Consider the following 16,507-nt stretch of genomic DNA (forward strand, 5'->3'; position numbering starts at 1 on the left):
TTTGTTTTAAAATTTGTGCTGTTCCAACATACGCTTCGCCTTTTGCGCTACATCAGCAGATGGATTAACATCTATACAACGTTTAAAATAATCTTTTGCTCTCTCAATATTTCCAGATGCTAAATTAACAATCCCAAGATTATACAAAGCAAGTTGATGATTTGGAGAATAACTCAGGGCTTTTTCCATTTCTTTGATTGCTTCATCAACACGCCCTAATTCAAAAAGACAAATTCCCATATCAACCCTCGCATCAGGATCAGTTTCATTTTTCTCAAGATACCTTCGGTAATATTCAACTGCCTGATCAAATATATGAACATCGTGCAAAAGATTAGCCAACCTTAAAGTTGAAGTCATATCATCGGGATTTGAATTCACCCTTTGACGCAATTTTTCTATTTCAGCCATGATTTCCGTATTAACTTCAGGATGTTGATGAACATCTGGCTTTGTTTTTTCCTTACGGATTATCCCATAAGCAATCAATCCAACAAAAACAACCACAATTCCAAAATAAAAAACTTGGTAAAAGGACAATTTTATAAATCCGCCTTTTTTCCTCGGCTTTACCTTCGCTTCTGGTTTTTCCTTCTTAACTGCTTCAGGTTCAGTTATCTTATAATCAATTTCCACGCTTCTTTTCACTTCGGTTGACACAATCTCTCCGCTCAATTTAGAACCGCAACTAACACAAAATTTATACTCAGGCTGATTTTCAAAACCGCAAATTTCACAGATGATAACTTTTGCCTGTTCTTCGCTCAGCCTTGCTCCACATTTGAAGCAAAACTTTGCCTCCTCTGGTAAAATTGTGCCACAAACTTGACATTTTTTTCTGCCATAGTTAAATATAGAGTTTAGTTTAAACTTTCACCTTCACCCTGGTTCTTGATACCCTTCTCCTCAAGGATTTTGTCACGCAAACTTTCAATGACCATCTGTTTAAATTCTCTTGTTGGTTTAAAATCGGGAACATACCTATCATCAAGTGGAACTATCTCGCCTTTCTTCGGATTTCGTGCAATTCTCGCCTTCCTTTTAACAACTCTGAATGTCCCGAATCCTCTTATTTGAACATAATCACCTTTTTTAAGTGAATCCATGATTATTGCGATAGCTCCATCAATTACCCTCTCAACCTCTTCAACTGTTAAGCCAATTTGTTCCGCCAGAATTCGGACAAGTTCTGTTTTTGTCAATTTCTAATCCTAATTTTATTTTAAAATAAATTCACTTCTATATTGCAAAATAGGTTGGTTTAGAAGCAAACTTTTTATCTCCTCAATATTTTCAAGAGTTTTTGACTCCAAGAGAATATCCATAAGTCCAGTTTTTTTCTTCTCTTTGACAATTTTTGGCTCACCTTTTATCCCAGCCATATTAGCAGCGATTTTTATAGCATCCTCAAGTGTTCCAAGTGTATCAACAAGCCCTATTTCAAACGCTTGTCTTCCTGTAAAGATTCTTCCATCAGCGATTTTTAAAACATCTTCCTTTTTCATCCTCCTCTCATCAGCGACATGATTCACAAATTGTTCATATACATCGTTTATCACACCCTGAAAATATCTTTTTTCTTCATCTGTTAACCCGCGATATGGATTCCCCGAATCTTTAAATTTTCCACTTTTTATAATCTCAAATTCAACTCCAATTTTATCAAGCAATTTTCGCAGGTTTGGGAACTGTGCAATCACGCCTATACTCCCAGTTATAGTCCCCGGGTTTGCAACGATTTTGCTTCCACCAAGGGAAACATAATAACCCCCGCTTGCTGCAACAGAACCCATTGAAACAACCACAGGTTTTTTCTCTCTTGCCTTTTTCAACTCCTGATATATTTCCTCGCTTGCAGAAACACCACCGCCTGGAGAATCAACATAGAAAACGATCGCTTTAACCCTTGAACTTTTCACATATTTTTTAATTTGTTTGACTATATCTTCCGAGCTCAATATAACTCCCTTCAATTCAATCAAAGCAACCTTATCCTTGCCAGTATCAGTTTCCTCATCTTCAGAAACAGGTTTTAGTGAACTCACAAGTGTAAAAAAACCAAGTGACACAAATAAAACTGATAGTGCCAATATAATTCCAATTATTCCGAGAAACCATCTCGCTTCTTTGCTCATGTTCAGACGATATTTATTTTAATCTTGATAAATTTTACAAAAAATTTAATTAAAAATCAATTAAAAAATTTCAACCGAAACAAGAGACCGAAGGGCAAATTTAGGTAGATTATTTTGCGTGAGATATACAAAACTTGTATATTTTCTTAAAAACAAAGTTTTCTCAACTTGCATTAACGAATCTATGTCAGAAAAAATTTTTAATTACCTAACCAAAATACTTGACCCCGAATCGGCAAGACTCGTGTTAAAGATGTATAAACTTAATATACCGCTTACAATTAGAACTAACACGCTTAAAATATCTTCCTCAAAATTAAAAGAACGCCTTGAAAGCAAAGGCTTTAAACTTCGTGAAATTGCTTTCATTCCAGATTCATTCATTGTAGTTGAAGAGCCTTTCCCTATTTCAAAAACACTTGAGCATTTTGCTGGTTTTTTCTACATGCAAAGTCTATCCTCAATGCTTCCTTCTCTTGCTCTTGAGCCAGAGCCAGATGAATTCGTACTTGATATCGCCTCAGCTCCGGGTTCAAAAACGACACATATAGCGCAACTTATGAAAAACACAGGGATAATTATCGCAAATGATATCTCCTTTGAGAGATTGAAAGTTGTCGCTCATCAGATAGAACGACTCGGAATCTTGAACACTGCCATAACCTCAATTGATGGGAATAGATTTGGGAATCTTCTTCCTGAAGTTTTTGATCGTGCCCTCGTGGATGCCCCATGTTCAGCCCTTGGAATAATATCAAAGGCAAATGAAGTTTTAACCTGGTGGAACATTGATGAAGTTAAACGATTGAGCAACAAGCAATATCAGCTTCTTACAAGCGCAATCAAATCCGTAAAACCTGACGGAGTTATAGTTTATTCAACCTGCACTTTAACCGTTGAAGAGAATGAGCTGATGATAGATTCAGTTTTAAAAAAATTCCCCCTTGAAATTGAGGAAATAAATTATAAGACGGTTGATTTTGATGAAGGAATAACTTTTTATGATGGGCTTCCGCTTGATGAAAGACTAAAAAAAGCTGTTAGAATTTATCCGTTTAAATCAAATACGGAAGGTTTCTTCATAGCAAGGTTAAGGAAAACCGATTCAACTTTTTCTAAATCCCCTGAATTTTCCGATATAGGTAATAGAGTATCTCACGAAAAAATGCGTTTTTTAACCGCCGATGATAAAGATTTAAAAGAAGCGCTTAAATTCTTAACTGATGAATTCGGAATTGACGAAAATATATGGAGTAAATTTGTATATTATTTCAAGAATGATGAGATATGGTTTTGCTCACCTGGATGGAAAAAATTCCTAACACTTGATTTTTCAGGCATAGATAAAAATTTCAAGCATCACCTTATGTCAAGCATAATTCAGAGAGTTGGGCTGAAACTTGCAAAATCAGTTAAAAAAGCGCAGTGGAAAATTTCAACAAGTGCGCTTCAAATTTTATCACCATTCGTTGTTAAAAATATAATTGAACTTCAAAACGAAAATCAAGCACGCATCTTCATAAATGGCGGGGTTGTCAAAAACCCAGATTTGAACTTTAGACCTGGCACATATACAGCCGTAAATTTTGACGGAATAACGCTCGGTTGCGGGCTCGTGACAAAGGAAGGATTGAAAAGTCAAATTCCAAAAGGAAGACGAACCGTGGAGGTTGAGGTGATGTGAAATGGATGAGTTAATTTATGGACATAACCAAGAGAAAAACATAGTTGCGGTTCAACAGTTTGATGAATCAACCGTCCGAATTTACATAAGGGAAAAAGACACCGTAAGAGAGGAAATAAGAAAATTTTATCCATTCTTTTTCTTAAGCGATAAATCTTATATTGAGGGGTTTAACAAAAAATTTTGGCTTAAAAAACTTGCCGGTAACAACTTCTATCAATACGCCTGTGCCTTTGAAGATTTAACCGATATGTGGAATGCGATAAGATACATTTTGCGAAATTACAGCAATAAACATATGATAAAGGTTGAATCATATATAGATACGGATATAATTTACCTTCGTCCCGACCCAGTTCATCAATTTTTGCTTCAAACTGGAATCACCCTTTTCAAAGGGATGGAATTTAATGATGTGTATCGGATTCAACTTGACATTGAGACATACTCAAAGCATAGATTCAGTAATCCAGAAAGAATTGAAGATAGAATCATTCTCATTTCATTAACTGATAACAGAGGATGGGAATATATAATTGACGGTCGCAAAAAATCAGAAAGACAGATGTTAATTGAACTTGTAGAGATAATACGCAAGAAAGACCCTGACATCATTGAGGGGCATAACATTTTGAACTTTGACTTGCCTTATCTCATAAAAAGAGCGGAATTAAATGAAGTTGATCTTTCAATCGGAAGAGATGGAAGCAAACCCAAAATAACAACAACGACCTATGACCGTGAAACGGTTTTTACAGGAATTGAAATTTATGGAAGACATATAATTGATACACTTATCCTTGTTCAATTGTATGATTTTGTAAAGCGTGAGTTTGAAAGTTATTCACTCAAATATGTTTCAAAGTATTTTGGCATTACATCCGAAGATAGAATTTACATCCCTGGAGAAAAAATTGCGTGGTATTGGGATAATGACCCAGATAGTTTAGTAAAATACGCTCTTCAAGATGCGCACGAAACAAGAAAACTTTCTGAACTTCTCACACCCCCATATTTTTACCTTACTCAGATGTTGCCATTTTCTTTTTGGCAAGTAATAAAATCTGGCTCCTCATCAAAAATTGAATCATTACTTGTTAGGGCTTATTTGAAGAGACGACATTCAATCCCCAAGCCTGATACGGGATTTCAAACCACAGGTGGTTACACGGATATATTTTATACTGGGGTATTTGAAAATGTAGCCCATGCGGATATTGAATCGCTTTATCCATCAATCATGATAAAGTTTAAAATTGCCCCACAAAAAGATGAACTTGGGATTTTCCTTCAAATGCTTGAAAGTTTGACAAAGATGCGCCTTGAGGCAAAGCACAAGATGAAAAACGCAACGACACCTGAAGAAAAATCAAAATATGACGCGGTACAATCCGCATTTAAAATTTTAATTAATTCATTTTACGGCTATCTTGGATATAGCAGAGCTATTTTCAATGATTACGAAAGCGCCGATAAAGTAACCACAACTGGGCAGAAAATTTTGAAAAAACTTATACTTGAAATAACAAATAGAGGTGGGAAGGTTATAGAAGCAGATACGGATGGGATTTACTTTATCCCGCCTGAGGAATTTAGCACAGATGAAGAAAAAGTTAAAGAATTTGTCAAAGATATCGCTTCAACCTTACCTGAAGGAATAAACCTTGCCTTCAACGGTATTTACAAAAAAATGCTAAGTTATAAAAAGAAAAATTATGCCCTGCTTGACAAGAACGGAAACATAGAAATTAAGGGTGCTTCACTTATCTCAAGGGGAATGGAACCATTTGCAAGAAAGTATATAAGTGAATGTGTCAAATTTTTACTTAACAATGAAATTGAAAAAATCCATGAACTTTATAAATCCCTCTTTAAATCAATCGCCGAAAGAAAAATTGATATTTATGAGCTTGCGAAAACAGAAACATTGCGGGAACGACTTGATAGATACCAAGAACTCGTTAGACTTGGGAAAAGGAATAGAAGTGCAGCTTACGAGCTTGCCATTGCAAGTGGGCGAAATTACAGACAGGGGGATAAGATAACTTATTACATCACTGGCTCAAGTCCCGATGTTCGGTCATTTGAAAATTGTAAACTTGTTGATGATTGGAATCCATTAAGAAGAGATGAAAATGTTCAATATTACCTCTTTAAATTGAATGATTACACAAGAAGATTTGAAGTCTTCTTCAAACCAGAGGATTTTAAAAAAATTTTTTCATTAAAGGATGGGCTAAATTTTGACGATGTGCAGATAGTGACCAGAAAAATTTCAAGGGAAATTGATTTTGATTAAGCGACTTTTTGCTTCTTGTTTTTTTCAAACCATTCTTTAATAAAATTAACGATCTCTGTTGTCAGAGTCCCAGGTGTAAAAATTTCAGCAACACCCATCTCTTTGAGCTTTGGTATATCTTCATCTGGTATTATCCCCCCACCAATTAAAAGGACATCATCAAGACCCTTCTCCTTCATCAATTTTATTATTTTAGGAAAAATCGTCATATGCGCCCCGCTCAAAATACTAATGCCGATAACATCAACATCTTCCTGAATCGCAGCCGAGACTATCATCTCAGGTGTTTGCCTCAATCCTGTATAAATAACCTCCATTCCAGCATCTCTCAACGCAGCTGCTACAACCTTAGCCCCTCTATCGTGACCATCAAGCCCTGCTTTTGCAATCAATACTCTTATCTTTCTCTCCATTTTCTCTTCGGTGGTTTTGTTTTTCAGCTTGCAATAACAATTTAAAAAACAAGCTTGATTTTTTCAAACCTTGAAAATTTAATCATGCTGAATGAAAACGAATTACAAATTTATTTCCAACTTGTTCAGAAGGCTCAACAATGATATGACCACCGTTCAATTCAATAATCCTCTGAAAAATTTTCAAGGCAAAAAGATTATAACTGGGTTTATATTCAGAAAAAAGGTATGGGCTAAACAAAGTTTTGGCAGATTCAATTGTCAACTTTTTTGCTTCATCACGAATTCCTACAAAAACAAATTTACCATCACTCCCCGCCCTTGTAACTTGAGAGATATGGATTTTTCCATTAAATGACATTGCCTCCGCTATCGCCTCAAAAAAAGTTAAAAACCCTATCTCAATCCAGTTCTCGTTTCCCTTTACGAGCGAATCCCTCCCAAAACTAAACTCAAAATTCACACCAGAAAATTTTTCCCTTATTTGCTCTGCAACTTTCTTAAGCAATAAGTTAATATCAAAAACTTTGATCTCAATCTCCTCAACCCCAGCTGAAATATCGTTAAGCCGTATAAAATATCCCGAAAGCTCAAACCATTTTCTCATTCTATTATAGTTCTCACGCAGGATATTTTTCATCTCCTCCCCGATTTCTTCACCTTCCAATATCATTTCAATAATTCCCCTTATAGATGAAAAGAGCTCTTTCACTTCACTTATAAAGAATTTTTCCGTCATCAATTGAACTTTTTTCGCTTCATTTTCAAGCGAACGCATTCTTAAAACAGATTTTACACGAGCGACAAGTTCCGTGAACCTTATTGGCTTATAAAGATATTCAACAGCACCGAGGTTAAAGCCACGCTCAAGATTTTCCTCGTCAACATATTGCCCAGTTAGAATTATAACAGGAATTTCTCTTGTGATGGGATTTTGCTTAAGTTTGAAAAGAGCAGTGAATCCATCCATAACGGGCATGCTTATATCAAGAAGTATAAGCTCTGGTTTTTTCTCCTGAGCAAGGGTTAACCCCGCAAGTCCATTATCTGCTGTTATGACATCATACCCCTCACTTTCAAGTGCATTTTTAAGTGTTTCTCTTAGTTCCTTTTCATCATCAACTATAAGGATTGCCATTTTTAAAATTTTATTTTGTTTGGGAAGAAACGGTTTGTTCCTGTGCCGTTCCCACTCCCGCCGTTTCTTCCCCGATGACAAGTTTCTCCTCAAACTCTTTAACTTCCATCAGAAGATTCTCTATTCTCCTGCATCCCTGTTCTATTGCCTTAACATCTCTCAATGTCTCATTATCATATGGAAATCTTCTCTCTATCCTCGCAGAAGCGCTCATTATTATGGTCAGCGGATTGTAAATCAAATCCCTCAAAGAGAAGGTAAAATCCTTCACTGCTTTTAACCTTGCAATTTGAGTTTCATACTGTTTAATCTGTTCCATCCTCATTTTTTCCTCTCTGTGTCTCTGCTCCTGCAAATTAACAAGATTCACAAATAAATAAGATAATCCCCATATCCATAACAGCGAATCAAAATGAGTGAATATATCGGAAACCGATACTATCCCCTCTTTTATCCTTTTAAAAAGATCAAGTGTCGTGAAAAGGTAATAAAGGTAAATTATAACGGCTGAAAAAAGCGCGGGATGTTTCAATATAAACCCTTCTACAAACTCACGCCATATTTTTTTCATCTCTTAAACCTCCGTTTGATTTTTAGAACTAACGAGCGGAATTTCAACCCTAAAACTTATTTCCTTGTCAATCTTCCTATCATGCTCTTTAATTTTTTGCAACATATCAATTCAAGGATCTACTGTTAATGTAAATTATTTTTTCGTCAAGGTCAAGTGAAATTGAGAACTTCCTCAACTCCAAAAGCATTAAAACTAAAGGAAAATTAAGAAAATTTAACTTAACATTCAATCTTTTTGGGCTTTGGAATTGAAAAAGTTAGGGGTTAAATTTTAAAAAAGAAAACATAGAGATTTAAAAAATCTGACAAGGTTGAAACTAAACTTCAAAACTATAAGATGTCTTTTGAACTTTTCATTACAAAAAGATATATCAAATCAACACGGATAACGGGCTTTATTTCACTAATCACTTTGATTTCAATTGTCGGGGTAATGCTTGGGACATCTGCTTTGATAATTGCAATTTCAATTTCAAACGGTTTTGAAAGAGAACTGAAAGAAAAAGTAATAGGTTTCACATCCCACATCCAAGTTTCAAAATTTGATGTGAGATATTTTGATAAGGACGACTGGCAAAGTTTTGAAAAGATAAAGATGATCCCAAATGTCAACGCAGTTTCTCCTTTCGCAGGTAGAGAAGCAATGATAAGATCAAAATATGGAATTGAAGGGGTTTATTTAAAGGGGATTTTACCTGAATATGATTTTTCAATAATAAAAAGAAGCATAATTGAGGGTGAATATAATTTTAACGAAAGCGACGGCATACCGAAAATAATAATTGGGAAAAAACTTGCTAATAAGCTCGGAGTTGAATTAGGTGATAAGGTTATAATTCTTGCAATTGACCCCGACAATCCTTATTTTTCCGCTCCAAGAATTGAACAATTTAAAGTTTCTGGAATTTATGAAACAGGGATGGCTGAATATGACGATATTTTCGTTTATGTTTTACTTAAACATGCGCAGTATTTGTTTGACCTTGGGAATAAGGTCAGCGGTTTTGATGTGATGGTTAAAAATGTTGATTTTATTAACGAAACAGCCATTTCAATTCAAGATAATCTTGGTTATCCATACTACGCAAGGACAATGTATCAAATGTATAGAAATCTTTTCGCTTGGCTTGAACTTCAAAAGAAACCCGTTCCAATTGTCCTTGGGTTGATAATAATTGTTGCGGTTTTCAATATAATTGGGACTCTTCTGATGATGGTTCTTGAAAAAATGAAAGAAATAGGTATTTTAAAGTCAATGGGGGTGAATTCAAAAGGTATAATGAAAATTTTCGTTTATCAGGGTATGTTTATTGGAATTGTTGGGACAACGCTTGGTAATATTCTGGCGTATATTTTATGTTCAATTCAATTGAAATATAAACCTTTATCTCTCCCTGAAGATATTTATTTTATGAATTCTGTGCCTATTTTACTTCAATTTGAAACTTTCACAATTGTATCCATTGCTTCACTTATTCTTTGCTTTTTTGCGACGCTTATACCTTCAATGATAGCCTCACGAATTCAACCAGTTGAAGCAATAAGATTTGCGTAAAATTTGAAACTTTCCCTAAAACTGATTAATTTTTGATAAAAAACTCTTCAAGGCTTTGAAGCAAACGCTGAAAATAATTTGGAGACATGAGCTATTCAGGATTTTATTTTTGATAACTTTGACATTGTTTTTCACTTCATCAATAATTTATCTTATTGAGAGATCAAAAAATGAGCAGTTTTCCTCAATTTTTGATGGTTTATGGTGGGCAATTGTTACAATGACCACGGTTGGATATGGTGATAAAGTTCCAGCGACAGCACTTGGAAAGCTCATTGGATTTGTTGTGATGTTTTCAGGGGTTATTTTGGTTTCAATGTTTACCGCAACAATATCATCAATTTTTGTCACAAAGAAAATAAAAGAAAGAGAGGGACTTGAAAAAGTGAATGCCTTGGGACATATTGTGATTTGTGGATGGAATAAAGATACCGAAAGGATGATAAAAGCCCTTGACAATCTCGGGAAAAAAAGAAAAATTCAAATTGTGCTTATCAACAACTTACCGCCTGAAAAAGTTGAACAATTGAAGAACACATATAGAAACATTGAAATAAACTTCGTTCGTGGCGATTTTACACGTGAATCAATTCTTGAAAAAGCCAACATAAAACAGGCGAAAGAAGTTGTAATACTGCCTGATGAGACACTTTCACCCCTTCCATCGGATGAAAAAACACTAATAGCCACGCTCAACATAAAATCGTTAAATCCAAAAGCGAAAGTTTATGCTCATATAATTGACAGAGACAACGCTGGCAACCTCAAGAGAGCGAACGCAGATGAAATAATTATAAGCAATGAATATCTCCCATCGCTAATTGCAGATCAAATTGTTTCACCTGGGGTTGTCCAAATTTTATCTTTGTTATTCAATGAAGATTCAACCATAAGGATATTTCGTATGAAGATTCCACCGAGGTTCATCGGGAAAAATTATCTTGAGCTTTTCAATTATCTCAAAACGGAGAAAAATTATCTTTTACTCGGGTTTATCTCAGATGAGGAAGGGATAACGCTTGAAAACATCCTATCACATGATTACACGGAGATTGATGCATTTATTGAGAAAAAACTCAAAGAGGCTGGACTAAGTATAAAATCATCTTACATCAAATTGAATCTAAATCCACCGCTTGATTATATTATCAGTGAAAAAGACGATGCGGTTGTGCTCGGCAATATAACTGAATAAACAAGAATGGAAATTGAAAAAGAAACACTAAAGAAAATACCGCTTTTTAACGGACTCAAGGAAGAACACTTTGAACTTTTAAAACAAATAATTCGCATCAGAGAATTTGATGAGGGAACGGTTGTGATAAAGGAAGGTGAAAGTGGAGAAGAGATTTACATTTTGCTTGAGGGGGAGGTTGAGGTATCAAAATCACTTGTCCTTAAGCTCCCTGGCTATGAGCTTGGACAAAAGGAAAAGTCGCTTACAAGACTTACCTCTGCTACATTTCCATTTTTCGGTGAGATGGTTTTATTCAATGATAAAGCTGAAAGGACCGCGACAGTGGTAGCAGTCAAACATTGTAAATTTGGAATTATTTACAAAAGCGAATTTATAAAACTTGCTGAGTCAAATAGTGAAATAGGTTATATCCTATACAAAAACATTGCAAATGTCCTTGCGGAGAGATTGAGAAAAGCAAACAATGACATTTTAAAATTAACAACCGCATTAACTCTGATTTTGAGCAAATAAAAGTGAAAAAAATTATGCTTGAATTTAAAAATAAATTAGATGCGAAGAAATACGGACTTGACCCCGACAAAATAGCGATGAAAATCAACGCTCAAAAAAACATAGAACTTCTTGGAAACGATTTGACATTTATAGGTGTAAGAGAAAAAGAAAGAACAAAACATGTTCATCGTTTACATCCTTATCTTGGCAAATTCATCCCTCAACTTGTGGAAGTTTTTCTTAAAAAATTTTTCAAACCCGGACAAACTGTCTTAGATCCGTTTTCTGGTTCGGGTACAACCCTTATTGAAGCAAATGTTCTTGGAATAAATTCAGTGGGGATAGAGCGATCTTACTTCAATGTTCTGATACAACAGGTTAAAACGAGGAAGTATAATTTAGAAGAGGTAGAACATGAGATAAAAGATGCCTTAAAAAGACTACAAAGGTTTTCGCTTGAGTTACAGAAAGACGATCAAACACTTTTTAAGACCGCTTTCCCGAGATTTGAAACGGATAACGAGTATTTAAAAATGTGGTTCTCAGAAAGGGCTCTTCAAGAAATACTATTTTACAAGTCTATTATAAAGGATTATAAGAATCAAGATGTGCTTATGATTATCCTATCAAGATCTGCAAGGTCTGCGAGATTAGTGCCTCATTATGATTTGGCTCGACCAAAAGAACCTGTTAGAGAAAGATATTGGTGCATAAAACATAAAAGATATTGCGAACCAATAAATGAGGCGTTTAAGTTTATAAAAAAGTATAGCTATGATACTATAAAAAGGCTTAAAGAATTTGATAAGATAAGAACTGATGCTTTCATTAAAATAATTCAAGGTGACGCAAGGTATGTAAAATTGCCTGAAGAAATAAAAATAGATGGGGTTTTCACTTCACCTCCATATGTCGGACTTATTGATTACCATGAGCAACATAGATATGCTTATGAGCTTTTTAACTTCCCGAGGTATGACGATCTTGAGATAGGACCTGCATTTAAAGGACAAAGCGAGCAAGCAAGAAAAGAATATGTGGAAAGCATGATCAGTGTGTTTAAAAACATATCACAAAATCTTGAAAAAGGCGCCCCCATATTTATAGTGGCTAATGATAAATTCCAACTGTTTCCCGAAATTGGGCTAAAGTCTGATCTTGAGCTTGCAGAAGTATTCCATAGACCAGTTCTTATGCGCACCGAAAGGGACAATGCTGAATTTTTTGAATCTATATTTTATTTCAGGAAAAAATGAAAATCGGGACAAAGGAAGAAATAAAAAATCTTTTACTTGATGTGGTTAGGCGAAAACTCTATGAATACAAACCAGAAACAGAGCATATGCCTTTTCATTATAGATTACTCGGGAAAGATAGGTATGCCATGTTTTCGTTTATCCAATCAATGAACACAACTTTTGGCATCTCTATATGGGAACAAGTTGCTGTTATTTTAGCTAAAGGTGCTGGTTACCATGCAGAAAGGCAATACAAATTGCTCGGTGAGATAGATAGAAAAACCGAAAAAATCATAAATGAAATTCACTATAGATTAAGAAAAGGAGAAATACCCGCAAATAAGAAAAGTCAGACAGAAAAAATCAGAAAAAATATAAAGAAAGGGCAACCTAAAGAGGATCCAGATTCCACAGTGGATTTGTTTGTGAAAATTAGAGATGAGGAAAATTATTTTGATATTACCAGCGCCAAACCAAACATAAAAGAGTTTGTATCACTAAAACTCAAGCTTCTCAGATGGACTGCCTTAAGGTTAAGTCAGGATAAAAATGCTAATGTCTCTACAAGATTAGCAATACCTTATAACCCATATCATCCGCAACCTTATGAAAGATGGACATTAAAAGGTTTATATGATTTAGAAAATGGAGAGGTATTGGTTGGAGAAGAATTTTGGAATTTCATCGCGGGTAGCAACATATATAACGATTTGCTTGATGTATTCCAGGAAGCCGGAGAAATTCTAAGGGATGAAATTGACGAAAAGTTTAAGGGATTGAAATAGTATTAAAAATAAAACACGAAAAAATCCAAATATGTCAAAGCGTGAACTTGCTAAAGCATATAACCCACATGAGGTTGAGGACAAATGGTATGAATACTGGATGAAAAACGGATATTTTTACGCAAAAGTTAACCCTGAGAAAAAACCTTATACAATTGTAATGCCTCCACCAAATATAACTGGAATGTTAACTCTTGGACATGTTTTAAATAATACAATTCAAGATATTTACATCAGATGGAAAAGGATGCAAGGATTTGAAGCTTGCTGGATACCTGGAACTGACCACGCTGGGATAGCAACTCAAAATGTTGTTGAAAAAGCCCTCGCGAAAGAAGGATTGCGAAGAGAGGACCTCGGAAGAGAAAAATTTTTAGAAAGGGTATGGAAATGGAAAGAAGAATACGGAAACACAATAATAAAACAACTGAAAAAACTTGGTGTATCATGCGACTGGAAAAGAGAAAGATTTACAATGGATGAGGGACTTTCAAATGCTGTTAAAGAAGTCTTCATCAGACTTTATGAAAAAGGTTTAATTTACAGGGGGAAATACATAGTTAACTGGTGTCCAAGATGTCATACAGCTCTCGCTGATGACGAAGTTGAATATAAAGAGCAAGTCGGGAAACTTTGGTATATAAAATATCCAATTGAAAATTCAAACGATTTCATAGTTGTTGCAACCACGAGACCTGAAACAATGCTTGGCGATACCGCGGTTGCCGTAAATCCGAAAGATGAAAGATACAAACATCTTATCGGCAAATATGCTATCCTACCACTTGTAGGTAGAAAACTCCCCGTAATTGCCGATGAAATCGTTGATATGGAATTTGGAACCGGAGCAGTAAAAGTCACACCAGCTCATGACCCCAATGATTATCTAATGGCAACGAAACATGACCTTGCTTTAGTTGTTGCGATGGATACATACGCAAGAATGAATGAAAATGTCCCAGAAAAATATCGCGGGCTTGATAGATATGAAGCAAGACGAGAAGTTGTAAAAGACCTTGAAAAACAAGGATATCTTGTAAAAGTTGAAGATTACACCCACGCTGTTGGAAGATGCTACCGGTGTGATACCATCATTGAACCATATTTATCGGACCAGTGGTTTGTCAAAATGAAACCGCTGGCTGAAAAGGCTCTACAGGTTGTGCTTGATGGAAAAATTAAATTTTACCCTGAGAGATGGATAAAAGTTTATGAACATTGGATGAGAAATGTGCGAGATTGGTGTATATCAAGACAGATTTGGTGGGGTCATAGAATCCCTGTTTATTACTGCGATGATTGCGGTGAAATTATGGTTGAGAGAGAAGAACCTAAAAAATGTAAAAAATGCGAAAGCACCAAGATAAGACAAGATGAAGATGTCCTTGATACCTGGTTTAGCTCCTGGCTTTGGCCATTTTCAACATTGAACTGGCCCGAGGATAATCCCGATTTGAGATATTTCTATCCAACGGATCTACTTGTCACAGGACCTGATATAATATTTTTCTGGGTTGCAAGGATGATAATGGCTGGACTTGAATTTATGGGTGAAATCCCATTTAAAGAAGTTTACTTCACGAGCATAATTCGTGATGAATTTGGAAGAAAGATGTCAAAATCTCTTGGTAATTCCCCAGACCCTCTGGATGTGATAAAAGAATACGGAGCAGATGCACTTAGATTTACAATTGTATTCCTCGCCCCACTTGGTCAAGACATACTTTTCTCAACAAAAAAATGTGAAATAGGTAGAAACTTCGCAAATAAAATCTGGAATGCAGGAAGATTTTTAATAATTAATTCTGAAGGAATTGAGATAAGAGATGAATTGAAATTTGAATACCTTGATCTTGCAGATAGATGGATTCTAAGCGAACTCAACAAAACGATAAATGAACTAAACCGTGCTCTTGAAACCTACAGAATAAACGACGCTACAAGGATAATCTACGACTTCCTATGGCATGATTTCTGCGATTGGTATCTTGAAATCATAAAGGAAAGGATTTACTCGCCCGAATCAGAGGAAGAAAAAATTTCCGTATTAAGCAGAGCAATTTACATATTTGAAACAGCATTGAAACTCTTGCATCCGTTTATGCCTTTCATCACAGAAGAGATTTGGCAAAATCTTCGGGAGAGAAAAGAAGGTGAAAGCATAATGATTGAATCATTCCCCGTTGCAGACGAGAAGTGGATTGATGAAGCGATCTCAAAAAACATGAAATTCGTCCAAGATGTGATCATCGCCATAAGATCAATTCGTGGCGAAATGAACATTCCACATACAAAACTTTGTGATGTTATAATAAATATCTCAAACGATGAAAGAAAGAATTTGATAAATGATTACATCACATATATGAAACGACTTGCAAAAGTTCAAAATGTTACCGTGGGTTCAGGCATTAAAAGACCAAAATTTTCCGCAAGCGCTATCGTCCTTGGAGACGAAATTTTTATCCCCCTTGAGGGCTTGATTGATCTTGAAGTTGAAAGAAAACGCCTTGAAAAGGAAATAAGAAGATATGAGACGATGCTTATTGAAACCGAAAAGAAACTCAACGATCAAAACTTTATAAGCCGTGCCCCTGCTGATGTAATTGAAAAGGAGAAGCAAAAGTATGAAAACTTCAAACTTACACTTGAAAAACTTCGCCAGAACTACGCTTATCTTGTTGAATAATTTCATGAAATTCTTTAATTTTTAAAAAATTCAACAAAGTTTTCAAAATGGATAGAGAATATCTTGAGAGGATAATTGAAGAGCTTTTACTTGAAGTAAAGAAAAATTATCCTGCCCCTGAGATTCCAGGGGGAGTTTGTGATCCAAGGGAACCCTGCGCAGGTTGTGGCTATTGTGTAGTTCATAAGAAAGAATCTGTTGAAAATATAATTTCAAACGGTGCCGAAAGAATAAGCGCAACGCTTGGGGTAACAGACCAAGGACCAATTGATGACAATATCGCCAGAATGATTGACCACACACTT

At 35.3% G+C, this 16,507-nt stretch carries 15 protein-coding genes and 1 pseudogene; 9 read left to right on the plus strand and 7 right to left on the minus strand.

Annotated features, from left to right (window positions below; translation table 11 throughout):
- Positions 1 to 6: 6 nt before the first annotated feature.
- The 4 genes and pseudogenes from AT685_RS05705 to sppA form a co-directional block, all read right to left on the minus strand.
- Positions 7 to 660, minus strand: coding sequence for a tetratricopeptide repeat protein (locus tag AT685_RS05705; RefSeq protein WP_143713145.1), 654 nt, complete (start codon positions 658 to 660; stop codon positions 7 to 9).
- A 33-nt stretch (positions 661 to 693) separates the two neighbouring features.
- Positions 694 to 855: pseudogene (locus tag AT685_RS08760) on the minus strand (zinc-ribbon domain-containing protein); the annotation flags it as partial.
- Positions 856 to 860: 5 nt separating this feature from the next.
- A complete protein-coding gene (locus AT685_RS05715) occupies positions 861 to 1,202 on the minus strand; it encodes an HU family DNA-binding protein (RefSeq protein ID WP_072150368.1) in 342 nt (113 codons plus the stop codon).
- Between the two features lie 15 nt (positions 1,203 to 1,217).
- Positions 1,218 to 2,135: a signal peptide peptidase SppA gene (gene sppA, locus AT685_RS05720; protein ID WP_072151899.1), complete on the minus strand. Its 918-nt coding sequence runs from the start codon at positions 2,133 to 2,135 to the stop codon at positions 1,218 to 1,220.
- Between the two features lie 184 nt (positions 2,136 to 2,319).
- Between sppA and AT685_RS05725 the strand changes: the two genes are divergently transcribed.
- Both AT685_RS05725 and AT685_RS05730 read left to right on the plus strand, forming a co-directional pair.
- Entirely contained in the window at positions 2,320 to 3,819 is a 1,500-nt protein-coding gene (locus tag AT685_RS05725; RefSeq protein ID WP_072151900.1) for an RsmB/NOP family class I SAM-dependent RNA methyltransferase, read from the plus strand.
- A gap of 1 nt (position 3,820) precedes the next feature.
- A complete protein-coding gene (locus AT685_RS05730) occupies positions 3,821 to 6,118 on the plus strand; it encodes a DNA polymerase domain-containing protein (RefSeq protein WP_072150365.1) in 2,298 nt (765 codons plus the stop codon).
- On the opposite strand, the gene AT685_RS05735 is transcribed toward AT685_RS05730, so the two are convergent.
- The 3 genes from AT685_RS05735 to AT685_RS05745 form a co-directional block, all read right to left on the minus strand.
- Positions 6,115 to 6,531, minus strand: a complete 417-nt coding sequence (locus AT685_RS05735; protein ID WP_072150364.1) for a cobalamin B12-binding domain-containing protein — start codon at positions 6,529 to 6,531, stop codon at positions 6,115 to 6,117. The genes AT685_RS05730 and AT685_RS05735 overlap by 4 nt on opposite strands.
- A gap of 82 nt (positions 6,532 to 6,613) precedes the next feature.
- A complete protein-coding gene (locus tag AT685_RS05740) occupies positions 6,614 to 7,669 on the minus strand; it encodes an ATP-binding response regulator (RefSeq protein ID WP_072151901.1) in 1,056 nt (351 codons plus the stop codon).
- A gap of 10 nt (positions 7,670 to 7,679) precedes the next feature.
- Positions 7,680 to 8,240 carry a nitrogen regulation protein NR(II) gene (locus AT685_RS05745; protein WP_072151902.1) on the minus strand — a complete coding sequence of 187 codons (561 nt, stop codon included), beginning with the start codon at positions 8,238 to 8,240 and terminating at the stop codon, positions 7,680 to 7,682.
- Positions 8,241 to 8,579: 339 nt separating this feature from the next.
- On the opposite strand from AT685_RS05745, the gene AT685_RS05750 reads away from it, so the two are divergent.
- From AT685_RS05750 to AT685_RS05780, 7 genes are all read left to right on the plus strand, one after another.
- The gene (locus tag AT685_RS05750; protein WP_072151903.1) at positions 8,580 to 9,797 is read left to right on the plus strand and encodes an FtsX-like permease family protein; all 1,218 of its coding nucleotides are present in this window, start codon (positions 8,580 to 8,582) and stop codon (positions 9,795 to 9,797) included.
- A 55-nt stretch (positions 9,798 to 9,852) separates the two neighbouring features.
- Positions 9,853 to 10,992 (plus strand): potassium channel family protein, encoded by a 1,140-nt coding sequence (locus tag AT685_RS05755; protein ID WP_072151904.1) that lies wholly within the window; start codon positions 9,853 to 9,855, stop codon positions 10,990 to 10,992.
- 6 nt (positions 10,993 to 10,998) lie between these two features.
- On the plus strand, positions 10,999 to 11,508 hold the full coding sequence (locus AT685_RS05760; RefSeq protein ID WP_072150993.1) for a cyclic nucleotide-binding domain-containing protein: 510 nt from the start codon (positions 10,999 to 11,001) through the stop codon (positions 11,506 to 11,508).
- A gap of 14 nt (positions 11,509 to 11,522) precedes the next feature.
- The gene (locus tag AT685_RS05765; RefSeq protein WP_072151908.1) at positions 11,523 to 12,746 is read left to right on the plus strand and encodes a DNA methyltransferase; all 1,224 of its coding nucleotides are present in this window, start codon (positions 11,523 to 11,525) and stop codon (positions 12,744 to 12,746) included.
- Positions 12,743 to 13,513, plus strand: coding sequence for a TdeIII family type II restriction endonuclease (locus AT685_RS05770; RefSeq protein ID WP_072151905.1), 771 nt, complete (start codon positions 12,743 to 12,745; stop codon positions 13,511 to 13,513). Before AT685_RS05765 ends, AT685_RS05770 begins: the two co-directional genes overlap by 4 nt.
- Positions 13,514 to 13,544: 31 nt before the next feature.
- Complete coding sequence (locus AT685_RS05775; RefSeq protein ID WP_072151906.1) at positions 13,545 to 16,202, plus strand: valine--tRNA ligase; 2,658 nt, start codon at positions 13,545 to 13,547, stop codon at positions 16,200 to 16,202.
- A gap of 47 nt (positions 16,203 to 16,249) precedes the next feature.
- Positions 16,250 to 16,507, plus strand: a 258-nt coding sequence (locus tag AT685_RS05780) for a hypothetical protein (protein ID WP_234696259.1), incomplete at its 3' end; no start/stop codon positions are given.

The sequence above is a fragment of the Candidatus Kryptobacter tengchongensis genome, assembly GCF_001458555.1.
Classification (GTDB): domain Bacteria; phylum Bacteroidota; class Ignavibacteria; order Kryptoniales; family Kryptoniaceae; genus Kryptonium; species Kryptonium tengchongense.

Coding starts and splice junctions, on each gene's coding strand:
- sppA (WP_072151899.1), bottom strand. CDS start 2,135: ATGAGCAAAGAAGCGAGATGGTTTCTCGGAATAATTGGAATTATATTG.
- AT685_RS05725 (WP_072151900.1), top strand. CDS start 2,320: ATGTCAGAAAAAATTTTTAATTACCTAACCAAAATACTTGACCCCGAA.
- AT685_RS05730 (WP_072150365.1), top strand. CDS start 3,821: ATGGATGAGTTAATTTATGGACATAACCAAGAGAAAAACATAGTTGCG.
- AT685_RS05735 (WP_072150364.1), bottom strand. CDS start 6,531: ATGGAGAGAAAGATAAGAGTATTGATTGCAAAAGCAGGGCTTGATGGT.
- AT685_RS05740 (WP_072151901.1), bottom strand. CDS start 7,669: ATGGCAATCCTTATAGTTGATGATGAAAAGGAACTAAGAGAAACACTT.
- AT685_RS05745 (WP_072151902.1), bottom strand. CDS start 8,240: ATGAAAAAAATATGGCGTGAGTTTGTAGAAGGGTTTATATTGAAACAT.
- AT685_RS05750 (WP_072151903.1), top strand. CDS start 8,580: ATGTCTTTTGAACTTTTCATTACAAAAAGATATATCAAATCAACACGG.
- AT685_RS05760 (WP_072150993.1), top strand. CDS start 10,999: ATGGAAATTGAAAAAGAAACACTAAAGAAAATACCGCTTTTTAACGGA.
- AT685_RS05765 (WP_072151908.1), top strand. CDS start 11,523: ATGCTTGAATTTAAAAATAAATTAGATGCGAAGAAATACGGACTTGAC.
- AT685_RS05770 (WP_072151905.1), top strand. CDS start 12,743: ATGAAAATCGGGACAAAGGAAGAAATAAAAAATCTTTTACTTGATGTG.
- AT685_RS05775 (WP_072151906.1), top strand. CDS start 13,545: ATGTCAAAGCGTGAACTTGCTAAAGCATATAACCCACATGAGGTTGAG.